We start from the raw sequence: 25,791 nt of genomic DNA, 5'->3' as shown, positions 1-25,791 counted from the left end.
AGTCTTAAAGCCACGTTAAGGGAGATGTAGCTTTCCTGTGGATTTACTTAACAACCCGCATCCGCACGCGTCAACACAGTGACAAAGAAGCCATCTGTACCATTTTGGACCTGCCAGGCCTTTTGAGCCACCACACTCCAGCCTTCATGTTGCTCCAGAAAGCTTTGAATCTGCGCAGAGTTTTCCTCGTCCAGCATCGAACAGGTGGCATAGGCCAGATGGCCAGTTGGCGCGACCAGAGCCGCGGCATCTTCCAGGATTTGACGTTGAGAAATCCGGATCTCATCCAGCATGACACGGGTAAGACGCCATTTACCTTCAGGTGCCCGCCGCCAGGATCCGGTCCCGGAACAGGGCACATCGCAGAGCACCAGATCAAACGGCGCGCTGCTATCCAGCTCATCCTCAGAAAGACAGGTGATATCCGCCCCGGCCCGTTGAGCACGGAGCGGCAGGTCGTTCATCCGGGAAGGATTGGCATCATGGGCAAAGAGATCCAGCTTGGCCTTGGCCGCCATGGCAAGGCTTTTGCCGCCGCCACCTGCGCAATAGTCCAGCACCCGCATGCCATCTCGCAAGGGCAGCGCATCGACCACCGCTTGGCTGGCAGCATCCTGCAGCTCTACCAGGCCATCGGCAAAACAGGCGCTGTTGCGCACCCGGCGCTGGCCCTCGGTGACGTTGAGCGCGGTCTCACTGGCCAGATGCGCCTCACAAGAGATGCTTTCTTCTGCCAGGGCCTCGATTGCGGCGATACGGTTGCTGCGCAGCAGATTGACCCGCAGATGTACCGGTGCACGCGATTGCAGGGCAATGGCCGCAGCCTTGCATTCGTCGCCCAGGCTTTCCTGGAAGGAGGGCCAGATCCAATCGGGGATATCCAGACGCTCAGCCTCTGAGCCAAAATTTTCCGGCTCCGTCTTTTCGGCCTCGCTTAGCTCTGCCGGTCCATAACCCTGCCCATTAAACACCGTCTCAGGGTCAGTGCCATCGGCGCGTAAGGAACCAAGGACCAAGCCACGGCCAGTCTGGGCACCGCCCAGAACCGCAAAAGAACGACGGCAGCGCAGCGCAGTAAAGACATGATCGCGCACTGCGGCGCGGTCCTTGGAGCCGGCATAGCGATTGCGCCGTCCCCAGGAGGTCAGCGCCTTTTCAGCCGCTTCCCCCTCGAGGATCAGATCAAGGATTTCGATGGCCGCCTGCTGGCGGGCAGCCGGGGTCATGCCCAGGCTCCAAAGCTACAAAGGGTCATCGTCATCTTTCCAATCTTATTAGCCGATACGGTAGTTCGGGCTTTCACGTGTGATCTGAACGTCATGCACATGGCTTTCCTTCAGGCCCGCACCGGTGATACGCACAAAGGAACAGTCCTTGCGCATCGCCGCAACGGTGGCGCTGCCGGTATAGCCCATGGCGGCGCGCAAGCCGCCAACCAGCTGGTGGATCACCGCATTGGCAGTGCCTTTGTAAGGCACCTGCCCTTCGATGCCCTCCGGCACCAGCTTGTCGCTGGCGGCGTCCTTTTGGAAGTAACGATCCGCCGAGCCCCGCGCCATCGCCCCCAATGAGCCCATGCCACGATAGGATTTGAACGAACGGCCCTGATAGAGGATTACCTCTCCGGGGCTTTCATCAGTGCCGGCGATCATCGAGCCCACCATGGCGCAGGAGGCACCGGCAGCGATGGCCTTGGCAAAATCGCCAGAAAACTTGATGCCACCATCGGCAATAACCGGGGTGTCCCCGGCGGCAGCGGCGCAGTCCATGATTGCGGTTAGCTGTGGCACACCCACACCGGCCACCATTCGCGTGGTACAGATCGAGCCTGGCCCGATGCCAACCTTGATGGCATCCGCGCCCGCATCAATCAGTGCGGATGTGGCAGCGCCAGTGGCGACATTGCCGGCAATGACCTGCACATTGGGGTATTGCGCCTTGATCCGCTTCACTGCTTCCAGCACGCCAGCAGAGTGGCCATGGGCAGTATCGACCACCACAATATCCACGCCGGCGTCAATCAGCTGTTCCGAGCGGGCAAAACCGCTATCACCAACCGAGCTGGCAGCCGCAACCCGCAAACGGCCCAGCTCATCCTTGCAGGCGGTTGGGTTCAGCACCGCCTGTTCGGTGTCTTTCAGGGTCAACAACCCGGTCAGCTTGCCCTCGCCATCGGTGACCAGCAGCTTTTCGATGCGACGGGCGCGCATCATCGATTTGGCCTCATCCAGATCGGCGGGCTCTTGCAGCATCGCCAGATTGTCCGAGGTCATCATCACCGAAACCGGGGTATCGTCATCGCTGGCAAAGCGCATATCGCGATTGGTGACGATGCCGACGACCCGGCCCTCTTCATCCACCACCGGAAAACCAGTGACGCGGTAGCGTTCCTGCAGCGCCTTGGCATCGGCCAGGGTCTGGCTGGCCAACAGGGTAATTGGGTTATAGACGATACCGCTTTCAAAGCGTTTGACCCGGCGCACCTGTTTGGCCTGCTCATCTGCATCCAAGTTTTTGTGGATCACACCCATGCCGCCGGCCTGGGCCATGGCAATGGCCATGCGGGCCTCGGTCACGGTATCCATCGCCGAGCTCATCAGCGGAATATTCAGATCGATACTGCGCGTCACACGCGTGCGTGTATCCGCTGTGCTGGGCAGGACGTCAGACGCGCCTGGAACCAGTAGAACATCATCAAAGGTGAGTGCCTCACGAATCTGCATTTGCTACCCCTATGCAAAACCCCGTTTGACGGTGACCCTATTGCACAGAAGAGGAGGAGTGAAAAGAGCAGGTTCCAAGAAATCCTGCAACGCAGCATTTTCTTACCTGCTTTGGCTTGACCCTGTTTCTGGTTTTGGCTGATCTAGGTCAAAGTTGTTTTACTCCCAGCCGTTATGCCAAGACCTATTGCGAACAGACCTTTAGGAGCACCCCATGGCGGCGTCTCAACCCTCTTCCTCGGGCCCATTGTCCGGCCTCACCATTGTCGACCTGACCCATGTGCTGGCCGGTCCCTATGCCTCGATGACGCTGGCGGATCTTGGCGCGCGCGTGATCAAGGTGGAACGCCCCGGCAGCGGCGACGACACCCGCGCCTTCCCGCCCTTCAAGGGGGAGGACAGCGCCTATTTTGCAGCCATCAACCATGGCAAAGAAAGCATCGCACTGGACCTGAAGTCCCCCGAGGACCGGGTTGTTTTTGAACGGCTTTTGTCACAGGCGGATGTCATGTTGGAGAACTACCGTCCCGGGGTGATGGAGCGTATGGGCTATGGTTGGGAGGCGCTGCATGAACAGTTCCCCAGGCTGATCTACGGGGCTGTTTCCGGCTTTGGCCACACCGGCCCGGACTCGCAGCGCCCCGCCTATGATATGGTGGTTCAGGCCCGTGGTGGAGTGATGTCGATCACCGGTGAGCGCGGCCGGGATCCGGTGCGCGTTGGTGCCTCCATTGGCGATATTGCCGCTGGCATGTTCCTCGCTCAGGGGGTTTTGGCGGCCCTGCTGGAGGTGCAAAACTCCGGACTGGGGCAAAAGGTCGATATTGCCATGCTCGACAGCCAGTTGGCTCTGTTGGAACATGCCATTGCCATTACCTCCACCACCGGCGAACCGCCGCGTCCCTCTGGCGCACGGCACCCATCGATCACCCCCTTTGAGACCTTCCATGCTGAGGATGGGCTTTTTGTCATAGCGGCAGGAAATGATGGGCTTTTTGCACAATTGTGCGCTGCATTGGAATTGCCGATTGCCGAGGATCCGCGTTTTGCCAGCAACCCCACTCGATGTGACAATGCGCGGCTGTTAAAACGCCTGATCGAGGCGGTGACTATCGACCGACCCGCTGCCTATTGGATCGACCGCCTGACCCAGGCCGGCATTCCCACCGGGCCGATCCAGGATGTTGCACAGGTCTTGCAGGACCAGCAGATCCTGGCCCGCAATATGGTAGTGGATGTGCTGGATGAAAGCGGCGCCCCGGCCTATGTGGCGGCAGGCAACCCGATCAAGCTGTCGGGCCTGGAAGATCCCAAAACCCGCGGCCCGGCGCCGCGTCTGGATGGCAACCGTCAGGCCATTCTGGACTGGCTGGACCAGGCCGAGCGCGCAACAAAATGACGCCACTGGGCCAGATTGTGGCGTTCTGCGACTTTTGATTACCCGGCCAACCCCCTATGGTCCGGCTGAATACATGAATCCACGGGGTGCCTTCACATGAGCAGCGATCCTCTCGTCATTTTTACGCCATCCGGCAAACGCGGGCATTTCCCCCTTGGCACGCCGGTGTTGACGGCGGCCCGGCAGCTGGGTGTTGATCTGGATTCAGTCTGTGGTGGGCGCGGCATCTGCTCCAAATGCCAGATCACACCGTCCTATGGTGAATTTTCCAAACACGGTGTCACCGTTGCCGATGACGCCCTGACCGAGTGGAACAAGGTTGAACAGCGCTACAAGGACAAGCGCGGCTTGATCGACGGCCGTCGCCTGGGCTGTCAGGCCCAGGTGCAGGGCGATGTGGTGATTGACGTCCCCCCCGAAAGCCAGGTGCACCGGCAGGTGGTTCGGAAACGCGCCGAGGCCCGCGATATCACCATGAACCCATCGACCCGGCTGTTCTATGTTGAGGTTGAAGAACCCGACATGCATAAACCCTCGGGCGATATGGAACGGCTCATTGAGGCGCTTGCAATCCAGTGGGATCTGAAAAACGTCCAGGCCGACCTGCATATCCTGCAACAGATGCAACCCATTCTGCGCAAGGGCCAGTGGAAGGTCACCGTGGCCGTGCATCTGGGCGACGCGACCACGCCGGCCCGGATCATGCATATCTGGCCTGGCTACTATGAGGGCACTCTCTATGGGCTGGCGGTTGATCTGGGATCGACCACCATCGCGGCGCATCTGTGTGATTTGAAAAGCGGTGAGGTTGTCGCCTCTTCCGGTATCATGAACCCGCAGATCCGTTTTGGCGAAGATCTGATGAGCAGGGTGTCCTATTCAATGATGAACAAGGGCGGCGATCAGGAAATGACCCGTGCCGTGCGCGAGGGCATGAATGCGCTCTTTACCCAGATCGCTGGCGAATCTGAGATTGACCAGAACTTGATTGTGGACGCAGTCTTTGTCTGCAACCCGGTGATGCACCATCTGTTCCTTGGCATTGATCCGTTTGAACTTGGGCAAGCGCCCTTTGCCCTAGCAACCTCAAATGCACTGGCGCTGCACGCCTCTGAACTGGACCTCAATATCCACCCGGCAGCCCGGGTCTATCTGCTGCCCTGTATCGCTGGCCATGTTGGCGCTGATGCCGCAGCTGTGGCCCTATCGGAAGCGCCGGATAAATCCGAAGACCTGGTTCTGGTGGTGGATGTAGGCACCAATGCAGAGATCCTGCTGGGCGATAAAAACAAGGTTCTGGCCTGTTCTTCTCCTACCGGCCCTGCCTTTGAAGGCGCGCAGATCTCCAGTGGCCAGCGTGCCGCCCCCGGCGCTATTGAACGGCTTGAAATCAACCCAGTGACCAAGGAACCCCGATTCCGCGTCATCGGCTCCGAGATTTGGTCGGACGAAGAGGGTTTTGACGCTGCCATCGCCACCACTGGCATCACTGGTATCTGTGGCTCTGGTATTATCGAAGCCATTGCAGAGATGCGGATGGCCGGTGTTCTGGACGCCTCTGGCCTGATCGGTTCCGCCGAGCAGACCGGCACGCCCCGTTGCATTGCCGATGGCCGCACCAATGCCTATCTGGTCTGGGATGGCTCCGCCGAGGGCGGCCCCAAGATCACCATTACCAACCCGGATATCCGCGCCATCCAGATGGCTAAGGCGGCGCTTTACTCCGGTGCCCGGTTGTTGATGGACAAGTTTGGCGTCGACACCGTGGACCGCGTGGTGCTGGCCGGTGCCTTTGGTGCGCATATCTCTGCCAAACACGCCATGGTGCTCGGCATGATCCCGGATTGCCCAATCGACAAGGTCACCAGTGCGGGCAATGCCGCCGGCACTGGTGCCCGCATCGCCCTTCTGAACACAGAGGCGCGCGGAGAGATCGAAGAAACCGTTCGTCGCATTGAAAAGATCGAGACCGCAGTAGAACCGCGGTTCCAGGAGCATTTTGTCAACGCCTCTGCAATCCCCAACTCGGCCGAACCCTTTCCCATTCTGGCCTCGATCATCACCCTGCCCGAGATCAACTTCAACACCGGCGGCGACGGGGCGGCAGGAGGCCGTCGTCGCAGACGTCGCGGCTAGGGCAAAAATTTGATGGAACATGACATGCTAGAATTTCCAAAGGCTTTTGCGGATTTGGCATGTCACGTAACTTGATTGTCTGCTTCGTAGTCACGGACAATGAAGTCGCATTGAATGAGAGAACATTCGCTGTGTCTTGTGGAGGCAACTTGCGGGGAATTCAAAGAATAGTGCGGCTTTGGCTTTCCCCGTTGCAACACCGTCACCGACACCGACCAGTTTGAGCCCAAATTCACCTGGCATTCTTTTACTTTCGGCTGACACGGCCCCAGGGTATGCGCCAAAAAACCTGGCTTCTTTTCAAACGCCCGAACCTGGAGTTGAAAACCCACTTTCACCATATTGACCTCCCCACCACCATTGGATACCAACGGCTGTGCGGCGGGTATGGTGAAAAGGTATCACGGCAGCTTCCCAAGCTTTAGTTACGAGTTCGATTCTCGTTACCCGCTCCAAGATCGCCCCCTCAGAACGCATCACGGAATTCAATATGTTTTTGGGTTCAGATACTTAAAACAACCGTGATTTGACTACCCCAACCAATCCCGCAACATTTCCAGCAACAAATCCCTCACCAAACGGTTGTGTAGTGATGCATTTGGGAAGGGAATCCGACGCTCAGTTTTTCTGTAAAAGGGCCAGGGTGTTGAGGACAGAGATCAACAATCAAATGAACCAAAAAGACCGCCGCGCTGGCGGCGGCGGCTGAGTTTCGGACTAGGAATTGTTCTGCTGGTTTTCAGCTACTACTGGCTCCATTTGAAGCTTCGTTTCATCTGGCGAGGCCATCAAGACTATTCTGCTAGGGTGGTCGCATGGGTATCGTAAATGATCGCGGCCGCTCCTACTGGGTCAAACGCGTTCCCAAGCGCTTTGCGGGCCTCGTAGTCGGCAAAGACGGCAAGTCCGCAACCCAACTGCGCCAGGCGCTTCATACAGACAGCAAGGTGGAAGCACAGGCCAAGGCCGCCCAGGTTGAGGTGGCCCGCATGGCCGAATGTGGAGCATTGGCCATGGGCCATGGTGGATCTGCCCGCGCCCATTTCGACATGGCACAAAGACTGGCCCAGGTCCGGGGCTTTCAAAGCACCCTGCTGGAAGCCCCCATGGATGAGGTTTTGGAGCGCGTAAAGGATGTTCAAAAACCAAAGAATGAAGGCACGCCGATTGAAAACCCGGCGGTGATCAAGGCAATTCTGGGCACCGTGCCAAATGTTTTGCCCAACCTTTCCGTTGTCTTGAACAAATACTTTGAACTGACCAAAACCCGCCACCTGAGGAAATCAAAGGCACAGAAACGCCGGTGGGTTCTGCCCAAACGCCGCGCCGATGCCCTGCGGTTTCGGACATGGTGGTCCAACCGCATAGAGGTGGACGGCTTGGCGGCCCAGACCGCAAACAAGGAATTTGGCCACCTGGCCGAGGTCTGGAGCACCTGGACTGAACTGACAGGAAACGACCAAAGTTTTGAGGCCGCCCGTGCTTCAATTTCATTCCCGCCCCCCCCGTTAAGCTGGTGAGCCGCTCTCACTAAAACGGACAAAGAGAGGGAAGACCAAGCGGCCCCCGCCGCTGTCCGGCGGGGAAGGAATAAGGAAAACGGCGCAAAACCTCAAAGAACGCTTCACTAAGCTCACCAATACCTCACCAGATTCTTTACATCTAACCTATTGAAAATAAAAGATGTGGTGAGGTTAGTAAAGATGGTGAAGTAGCGCCTTAGAGACTTTGTTGCACAAATAGACCTGAGGGTAAGCTTCCCCTTACCCCAGACGGATTTAGCCTGCTGGCTCAGTGACGGGTATACCAAGAGCGGTGCAACGGTTGAGTACGACGAAACGGACCTGAATCTCTGCGACCTGCCTATCGAAGTCCCTTGCCATCAAGGATTGGCCCAGCAGTTTCATACAGTGCATTTTGGTTTCGACGCAACTCCGGCGGTGATATCCGCTCCAACGCCGTCAAAGTGTCCGGCCCAAACATCGTTGTGCATTGATCGCGTCGTTACGCGCAATTGCTCCGACACTCGTCGGCTTCCAGGGTTTGGCATTCTTGCGCGGCGGGAGCGAGCCCATGCTCTCGCCATTGGTTCGAGCACAATGGTGAGCGCAAGGGCATCCCGCGCCGCAATCGCCTCATGGCATTTGCGCGTGTCATATGTCCCGTCCACTGCCCGGCAGTGCATGTTTACATGCATGAGAGGGGGCCTTCACCTTCGTCCTTGATCCCCGTGCTGTCGACGAGGAGGTTCAGTGGGCCCCTGGAGCCACGATAAGGCAGGCTCACGTTCAGTCTCTTCTGGCTTCGACATAAAGTGCTGAAATCTGGCGCAGCCCTATCCAGCCCGGCCGACCGTAGCAAGCTCTGAACGAACCCACCACGCCATGGTCACTCGGACCAGTGGCGTTCCCGCGGCTCGATCTGGCGAAGCGGCATGCCAAACAGGACCTTCAACGTCAGACAAGTCTGAATGGCGGCATCACTGAATTGCTGTTGCCGACCGCGCTTGCCGCTTGGCGGTGGCGTCCAACTCATTTGGGGGTCAAACCAAACCGATAGCGAACCGCGCCGTTTCAAACCGTCATTGTAAGACGACCAGTTCTTGGTCTTGTATTTCGTGGGTGCCCAGCTGCTCACACCTTAAGCTATCACGCTGGATTCATACAGTAGATCCCTGCAGGCGTTTTGTGCAACAAAGCCCTTTCAACTAGTTCACATATGCAGCTTCACTGTCCGTTCTTATTGCTATTGACGGTAGGAGACACTTTTTCTGGTTGCTTTTGCTACGCATAAAGCCCTTCACCTGGAAAAAGGAAAGTCGTGAATCTCAGAGGAACAAGTTTTCTACAAGGCAACAAGTTGGCTGCCCAGAAGAGCGGATGAGGCTTCTGGCACTCAAATTGTTGCGCACAAAAGTTGCCAGCACCACACAGGAGCTTACTTCATATAGGCATCCTTTTCGGTCGAAATCACCGCTACTTCGCCCTGTAAGCCCCTATTTTTCTAGCGTTTCTGCAAACCTATGGCAACCTCCGGGGCATTCCCCGAAGGCCTGGATGTCACTTTTGCATCAGTTGGATCGGCAATTCTGGATCGGAGGGCATCACCGCCCGAATGTCTAAAGCCTGCCCCGGTGACAGTTCGATCACTTGGCGCAACTCCCGCTTGGCGGGTTTGCCGGGCCCCCAGTCTTCCAGCGCCAGAATATACTTCCCAGGCAGGGCATAGATCGGATCTTTGGCTCCGGCCTTATAGGCCAGGACCCGATCAGCGCTGCCATCCGGCTTTATGCCCCAAAGACCAATGCGCAAGGCACCATGGGACAAGGGAGAGCCATCCTCGCTCTGAGGCTGCACCATCAAACGCCCGTGGGGAAAGACCACCTCTGCCGCATGCAACTCTCCTGCGTTGATTTCGACCTCAAGCTTTTGATCGGACATTTTTGGATTGCGATCCAGGACCGGCATGATGTGATAGCGACCAGCCCCCAGCACGCCGTTGTAGCGGGGGGCAAACAGATCAAGCCGCTTGTTGGTCGCCAGATCCTTGACTTGCCAGCTGATTTTTCCGGAAGATACTTCGAACTCCTGTGACGCCAGTGTCGCCTGGATATCCACCAGCCCCGCGCCTAGGGCCAGTGTTGCATGGGCGACGTCAAATTCGCGCACCTCCACTGGCATTTCAGCCTGCCCCCCCTCGTATTTGGCCCAAAGCCGGTAGTCTCCTGGCTCAATGGAGCGCGACTGCGCAGGATTGCCGCCCAGACGGGTTTCCTTCCCATCCGATTGCCGGATCAGGCGCAGGTCGAGGCGGTGAATTTGCCCAGGTTCCAGCGGCGGGTCGTCCGCAGTGATCTGAACATTGATATGCAGATTGTGTTTGGGTGCAACTTTGGCTGGCTCAGGTTCTACCTGTGGTTCAGGCGCAGCTGTTGCCATGGTCTGAAACAAAGCCGTCGCGAGCTCAGCCCTATTGCTGGCCTCAAAATACTGGCCGCCGGTTTCTGTGGCCAAACAGGAGACCCCGGCGCCCTGCTCGCGACCAAGGCCAAAGCCCACCACATGAGTGGTGAAATCGACACCTGTCTGTTCAAGCTCCCGCGCCAGGTCACAGGGGTCCGCCCTGCAGGTTTCCACCCCGTCCGTCACCAGAACCACGGTCGCCCGCTGCTCGCTGTGGCGCAGCGCAGTGGCGGCCTGACGGACCGCCTCACTCAGTGGGGTCTTGCCGCGCGGGGTGATGGCGTCCACAGCGCCACTCACAGTAGCGGCCTGGCCCGCCCCTGGGGGCACCAACATTTCAATATCGCTGCAATCGCCGCGCCGATTGTGGCCATAGGCCATCAATCCGATCGAACGCTCCGCATCCGAGCGCTGCAACACATCACGCACCACATCGCGGGCGATGACGATTTTATTCTGCCCGTCGATCTGCCCCCACATGGACCCCGAGGCATCCAGAACAATGATTGTGGCATCCTGGGCGCAAAGCGGTGCGGCCAGACAGGCAAAGGCCGCCGTTGCAAAAGATTTCAGCATGGCATCAATCCATCCGCGGGAAGAGCTGCAGGGCAATCTTGCAATCCTCATTGGTTGGGGCCGCGCTATAGACCGCAGCATGGGCTTCGGCCTCGCTCAGGACCTCGCCCGCACGTTTTGCGATCTCCAAATAGACCGCTTTGAGCTTTTCGCAGTCAGGCATCGCCTGTTCTGAGGCCAGTGCGGTCTGCGCCAAAAATGAAACGGCCATAATACTGGCGACAATCAACTTTTCCATCATGTGATCCTTTTGGGTAAATATATGACTTGCAGCATTGAGGCCAGATCAGTTGAAATCCGAGGCCGCACCGCAACTGATATCTCCGGAGGGGTAGATATGGGCCAAGCCGGGAACCTCGGTCTTGAATTCGATGACCCGCGCCGCAGTATCGCCGCCTTCGACAAAAATCTCGCCCTTGCCGCTAACCTGACAAAGGAAACGGATATTCTCGACCTCTTCTTCGCACAGCACCGTGCCAGAGGCGGCCCGAATGAAGACAGGCGGGTAATCCGCGCTTTTGTATTCTGACAAAGGAACAGAGCGTTCGCGCACCGCATAGACATGGCTGATATCCGTGTGGATCTTGCAGGCCTCCGCTGCAGCCCCCTGGGCTGGCACAAAAAATGCACCGCTCAAAATCAGGAAGGTCACTGGAAAAGAATGGGCAGCCCTATTGGCAAATTTCCCAAAAGAATGCCGTGAAAACAAAGACAACGCCCAGGCACGCGTAGAGACACATTCGATAGAACGCATGAATAACCTCAAAAATTAATGTTGCATAACACCTGCCTAGACCTGACATTACAACCTGTCTGTAGGGCATTTGCCCTAGTTAATTGGTACCCAAATGAACGACATTTTTCGTCTCAACACCGTCCAAACTGCGCTATTGGGGCCCGACCCGTTTTGGGATTGCCTGCCCGCGGTGCAGGTCTTGGAAAACCTTTTGAAAACTGACCGGTTGTACCAGGTTGCCCCCTGTCACAGCTCTGATGGGATCGAGGTAACCAGCCAGGCCATGGGGGCGCAGCTCTCGGACGGGATCCAAGCCCTGTTTACGGGCTTCGACAGCGCGGGCCATTCGACCTTTACCGATCCCTATGCTTCCTTCCTGCACCGGACCATTCGCAGCGCCGGCACCGGAGCCTTTCATGATGGGCCGCTGTTTGACCGCGAAGCTCGTGAAGAAACCGAGGTCCATCACGCGGCGCTGGCGCCGAACCGGATCGACAGACAGATGGCGATCTCTGCCCCTCTTTCACGGGGCGAAGCCATGCTGATTGCAGGCTACGGACATAACGAGATGCCCGCCGAAGACAGCGAGGCCCTGGCCTGGCTCAGCTTCCTTGCCCCGGCCTTTGCTGCCGGGCATCAGCTGCGGGCAGAGCTTTCCCGGTTCAACCAGGACTGGCACCAGACCGTGGCCCGGCACCAATCCCCTGCCCTGTTTATTGATCATCGCGGCCGGATCTTGCACCGGTCGGATCGTTTCACAGAGCAGCTCAGCACCCTGCCAGAGCTGGAAAAAACCCATGCGGCGGCGATCAAACTGGCCAAAGGCATTATCGGCCAGACCCGGCGCGACACCGCAATGGCAAGCAAACCTGCTTCTACTGAGGCGCGGCTGGAGCTGTCGACCTGCCAGGTCAGGCTTCAGGGCATGATTGTGCCGCAGCTCTACAGCGATCTGGCCTGTCTGGTGACACTCGACATTCAGCGCAGCCCCCAGGCGCTGCCTGACCCCCTGACCAAACGCGAGCGGGATGTCGCGCTGCTGCTGTGTGATGGCAAGACAGACAAGGAAGTAGCCCGCGACCTGGGGATCAGCCCGCATACTGCCCGCAGGCATGTGGAGCGCATCCTGCAAAAATGCGGTGTTCATAACCGCACCCAGGCCGCAGAAAGGCTGCGCGCAATGGGTCCGTTGCTCTAGATCTCCGGGCCGCCCGCCCACAGGGGCAAGGGCTGTGTCAAATGCAGGCTCAATCCCTTGCCCCTATCCACTTGCCTTTTGGTCGGCGCAAAGGGTAGTCGGGACAGATGGAACTGCGTTATCTCACCCCACTCTCAGCGAAAGAACAGCTGGCTCAGGGGCTGGACCAGCCCAAGCCGATGGCCCTGGCCGACCGGGTGCGGTTTTCGGAGCTGGATATTCTGCGCCACGTGAACAACAAAGCCTATCTGGGCTGGTTCGAAACCGCGCGGGTCTCCTATTTTGATCAGCTCTGCGCACCGCATTTTGCCGGGTTGCCGGCTCCGCGCTCTGTGCTGCGCAATGCCAATGTGCATTACATCCGCGAGATGGTTCTGGACGAGCCCTATATTACCACAGCGCGGGTGCTGACATTCCGCAACACATCCTATGTGATGGAACAGCAGATCTGGTCCGATGGGCTCCGTGCCACGTTAGAGGCCGTGATGGTGCTTCGCACCCCGGACGGCAGTGCTGGCTATCCACTACCCAAGGCGCTGAAGCAGCAGTTTATGTCTCAAGACGGCGCCACAGCTGCAAGCGGTTAGACCTTCAGCCACGGATAACTCTTCGGCTTGTCTTGGCTCAGCTATGGTGCCCAGTGGACTGTAATCTCAGACAGAACCGCCTGAACTGGCGCCTGCTCTGGTGGCAGAGACAGGGCACGGTCCAAGGCTTTTTTCTTGGCATCACCATAGATCACCAGATGTTTTGACAGGGCGCCATTCAGGACGGGTGCCGACAGGCTGACCCGTGGTTCAGGCTGGCTGCCGGGCCGCATCACGCAAAGCACCGGCGCGTCAGAGGCCAGCGCCTGCGCCAGCCCCTCCACGCCCGGAAACAGCGAGGCCGTGTGCATGTCTTCGCCCATTCCCAGCAAAACAACCGAGAGCGGCAGATCGGGGATGATCTGTGCCTCAATCTCGGCCAGTACCTCTTCGGGGTCGCGGGCCGGAACGTGGAAGGGCAAAAACTGCGCCGCTGCGGCCCGGTCAGTCAACAAACGCTCGCGAATGAGCCGCGCGTTGGACCGTTCGCTTTCCATCGGTACCCAACGTTCATCCGTGGCCATGACATGCACCCGATCCCAGGCTACATCTGCGGCGCAGAGATCGTCAAAAACAGGCGCAGGAGAAGTCCCGCCAGCCACCGCAAGCGAGGCCTGATCGTGGTGCAAAAGATGCATCTCCAGATCCTTTGCGATCTCGCTGGCGACCTCAATGGCCAACATCTCCCGGTCAGGGTATTCGTTGAAGTTCATGGGTTTATCCCTCTCCATTCACGCGTGTCTCGGCGCAGCAGCAGATCGGCATCACCGGGTCCGGTGCTGCCACTTTCATAGGGTTTTGGCACATCTCCGCGCGCCTCCCAATCGGCAATAATGGGATCGGTCCAGGCCCAGGCGGCCTCGACCTCGTCGCCGCGCATAAACAGGGTCTGGTTGCCCCGCACCACATCCATGATCAGCCGCTCATAGGCATCTGCCGGATCGCCGCCCTTGGGGCCCAGCGCCTCGGCAAAGCTCATATCCAGCGGTACGTCCATCAGCCGCATACCTCCGGGGCCGGGTTCCTTGATGGTCACGCTGAGGGTGATGCCTTCGTTGGGCTGCAGGCGGATTTTGAGGTGGTTGGCATGGCGGCCGGCCTCTTCGCCAAAGATCGAGTGCGGCGCATCCTTGAACATCACATTGATCACCGAAGAACGCGCCTTCAGTCGCTTGCCTGTGCGCAGGTAGAAGGGCGTACCGGCCCAGCGCCAATTGCTGATATGGGCCTTCAGGGCGATGTAGCTTTCAGTTCTTGTACGTTGATTCCGAACGGTTTCTCGGTAGTTCAGATCGCGCCCGACAGCACCGGAGGCCGGCGCATATTGGCCGCGCACGATGTGATAGGGCTCCACCGGGTCCAATGCGCGAATGACTTTCAGCTTTTCATCGCGCACCGCATCGGGATCAAATTTGGCCGGGGGTTCCATGGCGATAAGACAAAGGAGCTGCATCAGATGGTTCTGCATCATATCACGCATGGCGCCAGAACGCTCATAGTAGTCTTCGCGCCCCAAAACGCCGACCGTTTCCGCCACGGTGATCTGAATGTGATCCACATACTGACTGTTCCACAGCGGCTCAAACAGCATATTGCCAAAGCGCACCGCCATCAGGTTCTGCACTGTCTCTTTGCCCAGGTAGTGATCAATCCGATAGATCTGCCCCTCGTCAAAGTGGCTGGCCAGGGTCCGGTTCAGCTCGCGGGCCGTTTCGAGATCATGGCCAAAGGGTTTCTCCACTACGATCCGAGTGGCACCATTGGTCAGCCCATAGCTGTGCAGCCGCTCTGCCAGGGGGCCAAACAGTCCGGGCCCCACTGAGAAATAGAAGACCTGTACCCGGTCAGTACCCGCACCCGAGAGCGCCTCACATAGTGTGGACCAGCCCGTCTCGCCACTGCCATCCAGCGGCACATAGGAAACAAGTTCCAGGAACTTTGCCAGATCTTTCGGGTCAAAGGTGCTGGCTGTCAGGTTCTTTTCCAGGCTTTGCGCGAGGTTAATACGGTATTCATCCGGGCTATGAGCAGAACGTGCGGCGCCTATTATGCGGGTTCCGGTGGGAATTTGACCTGCACAATAGCGGCGAAACAGGGCCGGTAGGATCTTGCGCTGGGCCAGATCACCGGTCGCTCCAAAAACCACCAGATCGAAGGGCTCGACTGGAATGACGCGAGATACCATGTTGTTCTTCCCAATTCCCTGCGACGCCCAGCCCTCTTTGGCCAGATCGGCATCACTTCCCCGTCATAAAGACCTGTGGCGGCTTTTCATTTTCCACCTTTATAAGCTAGCTTCTGACGAAAGAAACTGTCCGAGAGTGCTTAAGCGTGAAAGATCTACCTGTTCCAGAAGCTAATATCGGAAAATTCAAAGACAGTCTTGTGACAGCGGACGGCTCTGAGCGCGCTTCCGTAGCGCTAACAAATCCCGAAACCCTGTGGTTCAACACTGGTACACTGTGCAATATCGAATGTGAGAACTGCTATATCCTCAGCTCGCCCACCAATGATGCGCTGGTCTATCTGACGGAATCTGAGGTCAGCCAGTATCTGGACCAGATCACAGAGCAGGATTGGCCTATACGCGAAATTGCCTTTACCGGGGGCGAACCCTTCATGAACCCCGAGATGATCGCTATGACCCGTGCCGCGCTGGCGCGGGGCTATGAGGTGTTGATCCTGACCAATGCCATGCGGCCGATGATGCGTAAATCTATGCGGGCAGGCTTGCAAGAGCTTGAGGCCGCCTACCCCGGCAAGATGACCCTGCGGGTCTCCCTCGATCATTTTACCGCTGCGCATCACGATGCTGAACGCGGTGCGGGCAGCTTTGACAAGAGCATCGAAGGGATGATCTGGCTGCGGGATGCGGGGATCAAGATGGCCGTTGCAGGACGTAGCCTTTGGGGCGAAAGCGACGCGGAAAGCCGGGCCGGTTTTGCCGCGCTCTATCAGGAACACGGCCTTGACATCGATGCGCTGAACCCAGGCGCTACAGTGCTGTTTCCGGAAATGGATGAGAGCGTCGAAGTGCCGGAGATCACCACTGCCTGTTGGGGGATCCTGGATAAATCCCCAAATGACGTGATGTGTTCCTCCTCGCGGATGGTGGTCAAACGCAAGGGTGCCGAAGCCCCCGTGGTGCTGGCCTGTACGCTGCTGCCCTATTCCGAAGAATTCGAACTGGGCGAGACCCTGGCCGAAGCCGAGGCTCCGGTGCAGCTGAACCATGCCCATTGCGCCAAGTTCTGCGTGCTGGGCGGCGCCAGCTGCTCCGCCTGACCTTCCGTGAAAACAAGGCCTCGGCGCGTTAGGACTTAGTGCAGGTTCAAGATACCTTTGACATTGCGCCACTCACCAGGGCCAATCATCTTGCGATGGGTAAAGCGCACTGAATGCAGCGGCCCGTCCAGCTCGCGCTGCCAGAATTCGACAAATTCAAACAGCTTCGCGTGGTCCGGCGCCAGATCGTAGTCCTGCCAAATATAGGTGTTCAAAACATGTGTGTAATCGGGCATGTGATAGGTGAACTCGGCAGTGGTGAGCCCATAGCCCTTCAGCATCATTTCAGTGCTACTCATCTCCATTGTGGCCTCCTTTTGAGAGCCCCCCAGTAAAAACACTAGGCCAAATAGGTTAATCCCTGCCAAATCCCCAGAAAACCGGGATTTCTGCCCAGGAAACCTGTGCAAAAGTGGCAGCTTGCTTGCGCCTTATATGCGGGTTCTGATAGGGTGCTTCCACAAGATATAGACCCATAGAAAAGAACGGGCAGCCAACGTGACAGATACGCCGGAAACTCCTGACAACGCCGAAGAAAACCTTCCTCAGCGTTCCACTTATGATGGCCCAACGATCTCCATCGAAGCGGAAATGAAGACCTCCTATCTGGACTATGCAATGTCCGTCATCGTCAGCCGGGCCATTCCCGACCTGCGCGATGGGTTGAAACCGGTGCACCGCCGTATTCTCTATGCAATGCATGAGACCGGCAATAGCCATGACAAGAGCTATCGCAAATCCGCCCGCCCCGTTGGCGATGTCATGGGTAAATACCACCCCCATGGCGACAGTGCGATCTATGACGCCCTGGTGCGGATGGCGCAGGATTTCTCCATGTCGCTGCCGCTGCTGGATGGCCAGGGCAACTTTGGCTCGATGGATGGCGATAACCCAGCGGCGATGCGTTACACCGAAGTCCGCATGGACAAGCCAGCCGCCTTCATGTTGTCGGATATCGAAAAAGAAACCGTCGATTTTCAGGACAACTACGATGGCAAGGACAAAGAGCCCACCGTGCTCCCTGCCCGTTTCCCCAATATGCTGGTCAATGGCGCCGGCGGTATTGCTGTTGGCATGGCCACCAATATCCCGCCCCATAACCTCGGTGAAGTGATCGACGCTACCCTGGCTCTGATTGATGAGCCCGATCTGACCAGCGAACAGCTGATCGAATATGTGCCGGGCCCCGATTTCCCGACCGGCGCCATCATGCTGGGCCGAACTGGTGCCCGCAAAGCCTATCTCGAAGGGCGCGGCAGCGTCATCATCCGGTCAAAGACCCGCGTCGAAGAGATCCGCAAGGATCGCTATGCCATTGTGGTGGATGAGATCCCCTATCAGGTCAACAAGGCCGCAATGATCGAAAAAATCGCCGAACAGGTACGCGACAAAAAGATCGAAGGCGTCGCCCATGTGCAGGATGAATCGGATCGCAACGGCGTGCGCGTCGTGGTCGAGCTAAAGCGCGATGCCACACCCGAAGTGGTGTTGAACCAGCTGTTCCGCTTTACGCCGATGCAAACCTATTTTGGCTGCAACATGCTAGCGCTGAATGGTGGCCGTCCAGAACAGCTGACGCTGCGCCGTTTCCTGACCTCCTTCATTGATTTCCGCGAAGATGTGGTGGCGCGGCGCACCGCCTACCTGCTGCGCAAGGCCCGCGAACGCAGCCATGTGTTGTGTGGCTTGGCCGTGGCAGTCACCAATATCGACGAGATCGTCACCACCATCCGCCAATCCGCTGATGCCTCGGAGGCCCGTGAAAAGCTGATGACCCGGCGCTGGCCGGCCCAGCCGATCCTGGAATACATCGCGCTGATCGATGATCCGACCCATACTGCCAATGACGATGGCACCTATAACCTGTCGGAAACCCAGGCCCGCGCCATTCTGGAGCTGCGGCTGCAGCGCCTGACCCAGATTGGCGTCAAGGAAGTCACGGATGAGCTGGAAGAACTCGCCGGTAAAATCAAGGAATACCTTGAGATCCTGTCCTCGCGTGAGCGGATCATGGGCATCATCTGCGACGAGCTGCGCGAAGTGCGCGAACAGTTTGCCGTGCCCCGTCGCACCGAGATCGTCGACTGGTCTGGCGACATGGATGACGAAGACCTGATCGAACGGGAAGACATGGTCGTCACCGTAACATCCGGCGGCTATATCAAACGTACACCACTGGCCGATTTCCGGGCGCAAAAACGCGGTGGCAAGGGCATCTCGGGGATGCAGACCAAGGAAGAGGATGTTGTCACCAACCTCTTTGTCGCCAATACCCATACCCAGCTGCTGTTTTTCACCACTGATGGCATGGTCTACAAGCTCAAGACCTGGCGCCTGCCGCAGTCCAGCCGTACGGGCAAGGGCAAGGCTATCGTCAATATCCTGCCGATCCCTGTGGGCGTGTCGATCGCTGCCATCATGCCGGTAGACCGCCCGGATGATGAATGGGCCGATCTGCAGATCGTCTTTGCCACCTCTGCCGGGACAGTGCGCCGTAACCGCCTGTCGGACTTCACCAATGTGAAATCCAACGGCAAGATCGCGATGAAATTCGAAGACGAACATGCTGAGACCAAACTGATCAATGCCCGCATCTGTTCCGAAGAGGATGATGTGATGCTGGTCACCAGCATGGGCCGCGCCATTCGCTTCCCCACCACGGATGTGCGGGTTTTCAATAGCCGCAATTCGGTTGGGGTACGCGGCATCAAGCTTGGTGATGATGCTGAGGTTGTCTCGATGTCGGTGATCCGCCATTTTGACGCCGAACCCTGGGAACGGACTGCCTTTATCAAGCGGTTCCGCTCGGAATTTGGCAGCGACACCACTGAGGACGAGGCAGCAGAGGCCTCGCCTGATGAGGTCGAAGGCGAACTGGTGGAAGGTGCACTGGGTGAAGAACGCTACCAGGAAATGCTGGCGGCCAATGACCTGCTTGTCACCATCAACAAGCCCGGCGTCGGCAATCTGACCTCGGCACATGATTACCGGGTGAGCGGCCGTGGCGGCCAGGGTGTGGGCGCGATGAAAGGTGGCGAGATTGTCGCCACCTTCCCGGTTGAACTGGGTGATCAGATCATGTTGGCGACCTCCAAGGGCCAGTCGATCCGGGTGCCGGTTGCTGGCATCTCTTTCCGCTCCCGCTCTGCTGGCGGGGTCCGGGTGTTTAACACCGGCAAGGGCGAAGAGGTGGTTTCGGTCGCCTGGATCGCCGAGAACGGTGACGAGGACGAGGCGACCGAAGAGTAATCTTCATTTTGAACAAAGCATTGGCCGATCTTATTCAACGGCCGGCCAATGCTCCTGCGGATTATAGGACAGATCGACCTCCACGGGTTCAAAATCCAGTTCGTCAAAGGACTGAGGTTTTAGGTAGGCGCAGTTTTCGTCCGCCATCGCTACCTCCAACAATCCATTGTAGGCTTCCTCGTACATAGGAGAACACATGCCGCTCTCTGGGGCCTGTGGATCGCAGGTGGCCGACAACATCAGATATCCGCGCACAAATGGGCAATTCAGCAAGGCGCTCCGGTCGAAGGTTTGCACATAGTCGAGCCATGGGCCGGAATCGAGATGTTCTTCAATGCTTTTGATTATCTTCCACTGCAGTCCTTTGTTGGCCAGGAAGGAATAGATCGCGTCATACCGGTTGCCACGACTGGCATAGACCACAGCATTGTTGAAATAGGGATCTCCAGAAAAAATGTCCGTAGGTCCGCCTCCTGCCTGAACCACGTTGCCATAGTTGCCCCAATTGGCAGCCCCATATGGAGCCAAGACCAATTGCCGAAAGGCAAAATCTGTATGACGTTCTTGTCTCCTGTCAAAAAAGGCGTCACGGTCTGCCTTTTCTTCCGGGATCAGCTCACGTCTGTAAAACAGCTCACGTCTGTAAAACCATGTGTCAGCCAAATCCAACAGACCTGCGTTGAAAGGGTCATGTAAGAGCTCCTCTTTCACAAGTTCGAAATGCTTTTCAGCGACTTCCTCTACCAGTGAGTATTCACCGCCCAAACGGTACCTGAAGGCATTATCAAAAGCCTTGGCCAGTTTCAGGCTGGCACCGGACTTTTCCAAAATCGTTTTTCGGGCAAATTCAATTTCTTCAACAGTTCTTGTTTGAGCAACGTATAAGTCGGTGATCAGTTCTACCCTTACCAGATCAAGAGCCGGATCTTCTGAGGCCTTCGGCAAGTTTTCCAGCAACCAATCCAAGGCTTGACGACGGAAGCCCATCATCGTCAGTTCGTATCGACACCTGAAAACCGGATCAAAGCCATCACTAGGGATTTGTTCGGCATAGGTACTGCACAGGTATTGAATCCGCTCCAAGCTCCCTCCCCATCCCGGCAGGGCAAGAGATCGGACCTTTGATAGCGTCTCCCAATTGGGATGATTGGCCATGACCTCTTCCAGAACCTGAAAGACCTTTTCCTTATTGCGCCGGCTCGCAGCCTGGCTCAGCAAGGCCTCAACCGCTGGAATAAAGTCAGGATCCATTGCCACCGCAGTAACCGCATGTTCATAGGCCTCGTCGGTCATTCGGCTATGCAGGGACAGGGCAATGGGAGGGACATTGCGAGCAATTTCTGGCCCGCGAATTGCCCAGGCGTGACGGTCAAGTGAACGACTTCTTGCAGTATGCGCATAGACCGACTGCGGCCGCTCAGCCACCCATGTTTCTACAAAGGCAATCATCCTTGGGTCAGAGACCTGAAATGGGTACATTAACCAACGCAATGTCCTAAAATCTTTTGGTTCTTCTAAAGATCTATCCCGCTCTTCCTGGAGCCTTTGTTCCAGCGTGACATGATCGCCCGCATAGGCAAGCTTTCGGATTTCGCTACGGGTTAGTGGTTCGGGGTCCGCCAGGGCTGAAAAGGCCAAGACAGACAAAAGTCCGGCAGTTAAAAGTGCTTTCACGTCAATGTCTCTCAGAGGTTGGAAATGGTTTTGGAAGACAGCCACCCCTAAAGGAGAGCAGGATTTTGTCATCACACTCAGATGGAAATGGATTTTTAACGTAACCGAAGGCTTTTTTGCCTATTCTTGCTCCAAATCGCCCACATTTTTGGCAGGACCCAAGCAATGAACCTTTATCACTGTGCTATCGATCTCCACAACGAAGCCAAGGCCCTGGCCTTTGCCGGTGCTGTTGACCAATGGATGGCTTATCTGAAGGAACGTGGCGTTGTGCAGGGCCATCGCCTGCTGCGGCGCAAATTGAACCTGGCAAGCGATAACTGCCGGGATTTCCTGCTGGAAATCGAGTTCAAAAACCTCAGCCAGCTGGATGATGCCTTTCGGGTGCTGGGAGAAGACGACGAAGAGGTAGCTCGGCTTTACCGCAATGTGAACGCCTTGATCAAAGATGCCGAATTTGGCCTGTTCCGCCCCTTCCCCGATCCCGAGCGGGCAGAACGCATGGCGCTGATCTGATCTGAACCCCACAAGAAAAGAATGACAAAAGGCCAGGCATTTGCCCGGCCTTTTTTGGTTTGAGACGCGCCAGTCTTACAGGTCGTACAGACCGGTGAATTTCTCTTCGAGGTAGTGCATCAGCGGCGCATGGCTTGGAGCAACCCCAGCCGCCAAGGCGATGGTCTCTTGCGGGCTGCGCAGCCCACCGTGTTGCTGCAAGTTTTGGCGCAGCCAAGTGGTGGCCGAGGCGGTATTGCCTTTGGCAAATTCCGTCTCCAGCCCTGGCAGATCTGCACGCATTTTCTGGTTCAGACAGCCCGCATAGACATTGCCCAAAGCATAGGTGGGGAAATAACCAAACAGCCCAACCGACCAATGCACATCCTGCAAGCAACCATTGGAAGGCTTGTCGACCGCATAGCCAAAATCTGCCTCAAACCGATCATTCCAGGCCGTTTCCAGATCGGCGACTTCCAGATCGCCAGCCATCAGGGCACGCTCCAGATCAAAGCGCAGCATGATATGCAGGTTGTACTGCAGCTCATCGGCTTCGGTGCGAATATAGCCCTTATGGACGGTATTGACCGCCTTGTAGAAATCTTCTGCGTTTTCAATGCCAAAATCGCCAAAGCTTTGGCGCATTTCCCCAAAAAGCCAGCTGGTGAAGCCCGCCCCACGGCCAATCTGGTTTTCATAGATGCGGCTTTGGCTTTCATGCACCCCCATGGAGACGCCCCGCCCCAGCGGCGTCAGCAGGTAATCTCGGCTGATACCCTGCTCATAGGCGGCATGGCCGACCTCGTGAATGGTGGAGTAAAAGCAGTTGAACGGGTCATGCTCGCTGGTCCGGGTGGTGATCCGGACGTCCAAGCCACTGCCCGAGCTGAAGGGATGCACTGCTTTGTCTACGCGGCCATGGCTCATGTCATAGCCAAAGGCCTTGGCGAGTTTGCGCGTCAGCTTCATCTGCGCGCCCTCGGCAAAACCGCCCTGCAGCGCCTTGGGCGCGGGCTTGTCCAGCACACGGGCGCGCAGATCGACCAAGCCGGGACGCATGGCCTCAAAAGTGGCTGCAATTTCAGCCGCTGTGGTGCCATGCTCGTAGTCTTCGACCATAGCGTCATAGACATCACCGCCGGCGGCAAGGGCCTGGCCCTCCTCGCGCTTGAGACCAACAACTTCCTTCAGCACCGGCAAGAAGGCCGCGACATCTTCATCGGCGCGGGCTGCGGCCCATTTTCCCTGGGCTTCGGATGTGACCTGAGCCAATCGCCGGGCCAGATCGGCGGGCACTTTGACGGAGCGATCATAGCTGCGCTTGATCTCGCGCAGTTGCGCGGCGCCGGCCTCATCTGGGGCCTCTGCGCCTTCCAGCCATTCTGCCACCATTGGGTCAGAGCGACGCGCGTGCAACACTGCCTCGATGGCGGCCATTTCTTCACCACGCTGTGGGCCTGCACCCCGTGGCATCATGGTTTCCTGATCCCAGCCCAGCCGACCTGCGATCTGTCCCAGCGCCTGGGTGTCGCGTTCATAGGCCATCAAAGTGTCAAATATGCTCATGGATCAATGGTCCTTAATCGAAGTTGAAATGGGATAGCCCGCCAAAAAGCGCGCCCGAAGGATGGCCACCCAAAGGCCTATGGCCACCAGCTGGTGCAGGATCGCAGCCTGCCAGGGGGCGGCATAGATCACAGTGATCACGCCGAGCAGGATCTGTAGCGATAAAACTGCAAAGACGAGGGTAAAGGCGCTGCGGGTCATCTGATGTGCCGAGGTGCGCCCTTTAAGCCAGACAACGACGCCAAAGGCAAACAGCAGATAGCCGCAGATCCGATGAATGAATTGAACAAGGCCAGGGTTTTCAAAGAAATTTGCCCAGAGAGGCTCCAGCATCAGCGCATTGGGCGGCAGAATCTGCCCGCCCATCAAGGGCCAGTCGGTATAGGAGCGCCCCGCATCAATGCCCGCCACCAAGGCCCCCAGCAGGATTTGCAAAAAGGCAAAATGCAAGAGCCCCGTGGAGAGACCAAAGATCTTGGCTTCCTTGGCCCGACGCGCCTGCATGAGATCCCGTTCAGAGCGTCCGAGCAGCAGGATGTACCAGGCAATGAAACCCAGAATAACAAAGGCCAGGCCAAGATGGGTGGCCAACCGGTAAGAGGCCACAGAAGTCATGCCTTCGCCCTGGGTGACACCCGAGGCAACCATCCACCAGCCGATGGCACCCTGAACGCCGCCAAGCACTCCGGGCAGAGCCAGCCGTCCGGCCCATCCGGTTGGGATTTTTTTGGTCACCAGGAAGCCGAAAAAGCCAAGGGCCCAGATCAGCCCCATAACCCGGCCAAGCTGCCGGTGTCCCCATTCCCACCAATAAATCGATTTGAAATCAGCCAGCTCCATCCACTGGTTTTCAATCCGCCACTGGTCGATCTGTTTGTATTTGTCGAACTCGGCTTGCCATTCCACCTCTGACATAGGCGGAACGGCGCCGGTGACGGGCCGCCATTCGGTGATCGAGAGGCCAGAATCCGTAAGCCGGGTCAGCCCGCCCACCAGGATCATCGCCACTACCAGGGCAAAAAGCACCATCAACCAGGCCCGGATAGCCCCCCGGGCGCCGCCGCGTCCGCGGTCAATCATGCCAGGGGTGGTCGCCGGTGCCGCCTCTGCCTTGTCGCCAGAGACCTCTTCAAAAATGCTGCGCTTGCTCATGCTTGCCTCTTTTAGATCTGGCGCCACGCTAGGCAGGCTGGCCCGGAAGGTCCAGAGCAGCCGCGCCTTTGACAGGGTCAGTTGTCATTTTTCTTCCGAACCAGCGCCGTCGCTTGTTTCTGCGTCTGGACCTGTATCCTTGCTATGCCGCCAGCGCACCATCTGCCGCATGACCCCGTGCAGCATCTGCACATCGGCGCGGGTCAGGGGCATCCGGCTGAACATATTGCGAAACACCACTTTCATGCCGGCCGCCTTGGTCAACGGAAAGAAGAACCCGGCCTCTTCCAGCCGGTCCTCATAGTGGCTGACCAGGGCTTCGACATCCTTGCCGGTCGCCCAATCTGTTTTGCCAAGCTCGGTGACCTGTTCTGCGACCTCTTGCGTCTGGCGTTGCCATTCATAGGCCGTCAGCAACACACATTGGCCAAGGTTCAGCGAGGCGAACTCCGGGTTCACCGGCACCGAGATGATGGCATTGGCCCGAGCAATATCGTCATTCTCCAGCCCGGCGCGTTCCGGCCCGAACAAAACCGCGACCTTTTCACCTGCCTGAATTTTCTCATGCGCCAGTTTCATAGCTGCTTCGGGGCTATAGACCGGCTTGACCAGCTCACGCGGGCGCGCCGTGGTGGCAAAAACAAAGGTGCAATCTTCCAGCGCCTCCGGCAGGTCCTGAGCCAGCACCGCCTCGTCCAGCAACCGCCCCGCCCCCGAGGCCATGGCGACTGCCTTTGGGTTTGGCCAGCCGTCACGGGGGGCGACGATGCGCATCCGGTCGAGACCAAAGTTCCACATAGCGCGGGCCGCTGCACCGACATTTTCACCCATCTGCGGGCGAACCAGAACAAAGGCAGGTTGGGGTGTGTCGCTTGGCATCTTTCTCTCCGCAAAATACCGCCCTGCTGTAGTCGTCACACCACCGATGAGCAAGCCAAAGCCGGGTTTTGCCGCAAGATCCCCCCGATCCGCAGTGGAATTCAGCCAGAGCGGACGGGGCAAAACCTTGCGCTTGGCCATAAATCCGCTAAAACCCGGGCTTCACGTGAACAG

21 protein-coding genes, 1 tRNA gene and 1 pseudogene are annotated in these 25,791 nt (G+C 57.6%); 9 read left to right on the top strand and 14 right to left on the bottom strand.

Going from position 1 to position 25,791, the window contains the following annotated elements; translation table 11 throughout:
• Positions 1–47: 47 nt before the first annotated feature.
• Both ABJP42_RS05335 and guaB read right to left on the bottom strand, forming a co-directional pair.
• Positions 48–1,226: an RsmB/NOP family class I SAM-dependent RNA methyltransferase gene (locus tag ABJP42_RS05335; RefSeq protein ID WP_348339033.1), complete on the bottom strand. Its 1,179-nt coding sequence runs from the start codon at positions 1,224–1,226 to the stop codon at positions 48–50.
• 48 nt (positions 1,227–1,274) lie between these two features.
• Positions 1,275–2,723, bottom strand: coding sequence for an IMP dehydrogenase (guaB, locus tag ABJP42_RS05330; protein WP_348339031.1), 1,449 nt, complete (start codon positions 2,721–2,723; stop codon positions 1,275–1,277).
• Between the two features lie 214 nt (positions 2,724–2,937).
• On the opposite strand from guaB, the gene ABJP42_RS05325 reads away from it, so the two are divergent.
• Both ABJP42_RS05325 and ABJP42_RS05320 read left to right on the top strand, forming a co-directional pair.
• Positions 2,938–4,122 carry a CaiB/BaiF CoA transferase family protein gene (locus ABJP42_RS05325; protein WP_348339029.1) on the top strand — a complete coding sequence of 395 codons (1,185 nt, stop codon included), beginning with the start codon at positions 2,938–2,940 and terminating at the stop codon, positions 4,120–4,122.
• A 96-nt stretch (positions 4,123–4,218) separates the two neighbouring features.
• Complete coding sequence (locus ABJP42_RS05320) at positions 4,219–6,258, top strand: ASKHA domain-containing protein (protein ID WP_348339027.1); 2,040 nt, start codon at positions 4,219–4,221, stop codon at positions 6,256–6,258.
• A 62-nt stretch (positions 6,259–6,320) separates the two neighbouring features.
• Here the strand turns inward: ABJP42_RS05320 and ABJP42_RS05315 are convergent, their stop codons facing one another.
• Complete coding sequence (locus ABJP42_RS05315) at positions 6,321–6,599, bottom strand: hypothetical protein (protein ID WP_348339025.1); 279 nt, start codon at positions 6,597–6,599, stop codon at positions 6,321–6,323.
• A gap of 40 nt (positions 6,600–6,639) precedes the next feature.
• Between ABJP42_RS05315 and ABJP42_RS05310 the strand changes: the two genes are divergently transcribed.
• A tRNA-Gly gene (locus tag ABJP42_RS05310) sits at positions 6,640–6,713 on the top strand.
• Between the two features lie 360 nt (positions 6,714–7,073).
• The gene (locus ABJP42_RS05305; RefSeq protein WP_348339023.1) at positions 7,074–7,778 is read left to right on the top strand and encodes a hypothetical protein; all 705 of its coding nucleotides are present in this window, start codon (positions 7,074–7,076) and stop codon (positions 7,776–7,778) included.
• 258 nt (positions 7,779–8,036) lie between these two features.
• Here ABJP42_RS05305 and ABJP42_RS05300 read toward each other — a convergent pair.
• The 4 genes and pseudogenes from ABJP42_RS05300 to ABJP42_RS05285 form a co-directional block, all read right to left on the bottom strand.
• Positions 8,037–8,895: pseudogene (locus ABJP42_RS05300) on the bottom strand (transposase).
• 422 nt (positions 8,896–9,317) lie between these two features.
• Positions 9,318–10,796 carry a vWA domain-containing protein gene (locus tag ABJP42_RS05295; RefSeq protein WP_348339021.1) on the bottom strand — a complete coding sequence of 493 codons (1,479 nt, stop codon included), beginning with the start codon at positions 10,794–10,796 and terminating at the stop codon, positions 9,318–9,320.
• 4 nt (positions 10,797–10,800) lie between these two features.
• Positions 10,801–11,034 (bottom strand): hypothetical protein, encoded by a 234-nt coding sequence (locus ABJP42_RS05290; RefSeq protein ID WP_348339019.1) that lies wholly within the window; start codon positions 11,032–11,034, stop codon positions 10,801–10,803.
• Positions 11,035–11,082: 48 nt separating this feature from the next.
• Complete coding sequence (locus tag ABJP42_RS05285) at positions 11,083–11,448, bottom strand: hypothetical protein (protein ID WP_348339017.1); 366 nt, start codon at positions 11,446–11,448, stop codon at positions 11,083–11,085.
• A gap of 196 nt (positions 11,449–11,644) precedes the next feature.
• Here ABJP42_RS05285 and ABJP42_RS05280 point away from each other — a divergent pair, with 196 nt between their 5' ends.
• Together ABJP42_RS05280 and ABJP42_RS05275 are read left to right on the top strand one after the other, a co-directional pair.
• Positions 11,645–12,730 carry a helix-turn-helix transcriptional regulator gene (locus ABJP42_RS05280; RefSeq protein WP_348339015.1) on the top strand — a complete coding sequence of 362 codons (1,086 nt, stop codon included), beginning with the start codon at positions 11,645–11,647 and terminating at the stop codon, positions 12,728–12,730.
• A 107-nt stretch (positions 12,731–12,837) separates the two neighbouring features.
• Positions 12,838–13,317 carry an acyl-CoA thioesterase gene (locus ABJP42_RS05275; protein WP_348339013.1) on the top strand — a complete coding sequence of 160 codons (480 nt, stop codon included), beginning with the start codon at positions 12,838–12,840 and terminating at the stop codon, positions 13,315–13,317.
• Between the two features lie 41 nt (positions 13,318–13,358).
• On the opposite strand, the gene pgl is transcribed toward ABJP42_RS05275, so the two are convergent.
• Together pgl and zwf are read right to left on the bottom strand one after the other, a co-directional pair.
• Positions 13,359–14,030 (bottom strand): 6-phosphogluconolactonase, encoded by a 672-nt coding sequence (gene pgl / locus ABJP42_RS05270; RefSeq protein WP_348339011.1) that lies wholly within the window; start codon positions 14,028–14,030, stop codon positions 13,359–13,361.
• Positions 14,027–15,502: a glucose-6-phosphate dehydrogenase gene (gene zwf / locus ABJP42_RS05265; protein ID WP_348339009.1), complete on the bottom strand. Its 1,476-nt coding sequence runs from the start codon at positions 15,500–15,502 to the stop codon at positions 14,027–14,029. Before zwf ends, pgl begins: the two co-directional genes overlap by 4 nt.
• A 146-nt stretch (positions 15,503–15,648) precedes the next feature.
• On the opposite strand from zwf, the gene ABJP42_RS05260 reads away from it, so the two are divergent.
• Entirely contained in the window at positions 15,649–16,602 is a 954-nt protein-coding gene (locus ABJP42_RS05260; RefSeq protein ID WP_348339008.1) for a radical SAM protein, read from the top strand.
• Positions 16,603–16,637: 35 nt separating this feature from the next.
• On the opposite strand, the gene ABJP42_RS05255 is transcribed toward ABJP42_RS05260, so the two are convergent.
• Positions 16,638–16,907 carry an usg protein gene (locus tag ABJP42_RS05255; RefSeq protein WP_348339006.1) on the bottom strand — a complete coding sequence of 90 codons (270 nt, stop codon included), beginning with the start codon at positions 16,905–16,907 and terminating at the stop codon, positions 16,638–16,640.
• Positions 16,908–17,100: 193 nt separating this feature from the next.
• Between ABJP42_RS05255 and gyrA the strand changes: the two genes are divergently transcribed.
• Positions 17,101–19,851 (top strand): DNA gyrase subunit A, encoded by a 2,751-nt coding sequence (gene gyrA / locus ABJP42_RS05250; protein WP_348339004.1) that lies wholly within the window; start codon positions 17,101–17,103, stop codon positions 19,849–19,851.
• A gap of 30 nt (positions 19,852–19,881) precedes the next feature.
• On the opposite strand, the gene ABJP42_RS05245 is transcribed toward gyrA, so the two are convergent.
• Positions 19,882–21,525 (bottom strand): DUF4034 domain-containing protein, encoded by a 1,644-nt coding sequence (locus ABJP42_RS05245; protein ID WP_348339002.1) that lies wholly within the window; start codon positions 21,523–21,525, stop codon positions 19,882–19,884.
• 165 nt (positions 21,526–21,690) lie between these two features.
• Between ABJP42_RS05245 and ABJP42_RS05240 the strand changes: the two genes are divergently transcribed.
• On the top strand, positions 21,691–22,041 hold the full coding sequence (locus tag ABJP42_RS05240) for a DUF6614 family protein (protein ID WP_348339000.1): 351 nt from the start codon (positions 21,691–21,693) through the stop codon (positions 22,039–22,041).
• Positions 22,042–22,116: 75 nt separating this feature from the next.
• Here the strand turns inward: ABJP42_RS05240 and ABJP42_RS05235 are convergent, their stop codons facing one another.
• The 3 genes from ABJP42_RS05235 to ABJP42_RS05225 all read right to left on the bottom strand — a co-directional run bounded on the left by ABJP42_RS05235 (position 22,117) and on the right by ABJP42_RS05225 (position 25,617).
• On the bottom strand, positions 22,117–23,586 hold the full coding sequence (locus ABJP42_RS05235) for a carboxypeptidase M32 (RefSeq protein ID WP_348338998.1): 1,470 nt from the start codon (positions 23,584–23,586) through the stop codon (positions 22,117–22,119).
• A 3-nt stretch (positions 23,587–23,589) separates the two neighbouring features.
• On the bottom strand, positions 23,590–24,738 hold the full coding sequence (ctaA, locus tag ABJP42_RS05230) for a heme A synthase (RefSeq protein ID WP_348338996.1): 1,149 nt from the start codon (positions 24,736–24,738) through the stop codon (positions 23,590–23,592).
• 84 nt (positions 24,739–24,822) lie between these two features.
• The gene (locus ABJP42_RS05225; RefSeq protein WP_348338994.1) at positions 24,823–25,617 is read right to left on the bottom strand and encodes an RNA methyltransferase; all 795 of its coding nucleotides are present in this window, start codon (positions 25,615–25,617) and stop codon (positions 24,823–24,825) included.
• Positions 25,618–25,791: the final 174 nt, after the last annotated feature.

The sequence above is a fragment of the Pseudophaeobacter sp. genome, assembly GCF_039971195.1.
Classification (GTDB): Bacteria; Pseudomonadota; Alphaproteobacteria; order Rhodobacterales; family Rhodobacteraceae; genus Pseudophaeobacter.
The sequence above is the reverse complement of the archived record's forward strand: the minus strand, read 5'-3'. Positions and strand labels throughout refer to the sequence as shown.

Coding starts and splice junctions, on each gene's coding strand:
- ABJP42_RS05305 (WP_348339023.1), top strand. CDS start 7,074: ATGGGTATCGTAAATGATCGCGGCCGCTCCTACTGGGTCAAACGCGTT.
- zwf (WP_348339009.1), bottom strand. CDS start 15,502: ATGGTATCTCGCGTCATTCCAGTCGAGCCCTTCGATCTGGTGGTTTTT.
- ABJP42_RS05325 (WP_348339029.1), top strand. CDS start 2,938: ATGGCGGCGTCTCAACCCTCTTCCTCGGGCCCATTGTCCGGCCTCACC.
- ABJP42_RS05240 (WP_348339000.1), top strand. CDS start 21,691: ATGAACCTTTATCACTGTGCTATCGATCTCCACAACGAAGCCAAGGCC.
- ctaA (WP_348338996.1), bottom strand. CDS start 24,738: ATGAGCAAGCGCAGCATTTTTGAAGAGGTCTCTGGCGACAAGGCAGAG.
- ABJP42_RS05235 (WP_348338998.1), bottom strand. CDS start 23,586: ATGAGCATATTTGACACTTTGATGGCCTATGAACGCGACACCCAGGCG.
- guaB (WP_348339031.1), bottom strand. CDS start 2,723: ATGCAGATTCGTGAGGCACTCACCTTTGATGATGTTCTACTGGTTCCA.
- ABJP42_RS05335 (WP_348339033.1), bottom strand. CDS start 1,226: ATGACCCCGGCTGCCCGCCAGCAGGCGGCCATCGAAATCCTTGATCTG.
- pgl (WP_348339011.1), bottom strand. CDS start 14,030: ATGAACTTCAACGAATACCCTGACCGGGAGATGTTGGCCATTGAGGTC.
- ABJP42_RS05290 (WP_348339019.1), bottom strand. CDS start 11,034: ATGGAAAAGTTGATTGTCGCCAGTATTATGGCCGTTTCATTTTTGGCG.
- ABJP42_RS05280 (WP_348339015.1), top strand. CDS start 11,645: ATGAACGACATTTTTCGTCTCAACACCGTCCAAACTGCGCTATTGGGG.
- ABJP42_RS05315 (WP_348339025.1), bottom strand. CDS start 6,599: ATGGTGAAAGTGGGTTTTCAACTCCAGGTTCGGGCGTTTGAAAAGAAG.
- ABJP42_RS05255 (WP_348339006.1), bottom strand. CDS start 16,907: ATGGAGATGAGTAGCACTGAAATGATGCTGAAGGGCTATGGGCTCACC.
- ABJP42_RS05225 (WP_348338994.1), bottom strand. CDS start 25,617: ATGCCAAGCGACACACCCCAACCTGCCTTTGTTCTGGTTCGCCCGCAG.
- ABJP42_RS05275 (WP_348339013.1), top strand. CDS start 12,838: ATGGAACTGCGTTATCTCACCCCACTCTCAGCGAAAGAACAGCTGGCT.
- ABJP42_RS05295 (WP_348339021.1), bottom strand. CDS start 10,796: ATGCTGAAATCTTTTGCAACGGCGGCCTTTGCCTGTCTGGCCGCACCG.
- ABJP42_RS05320 (WP_348339027.1), top strand. CDS start 4,219: ATGAGCAGCGATCCTCTCGTCATTTTTACGCCATCCGGCAAACGCGGG.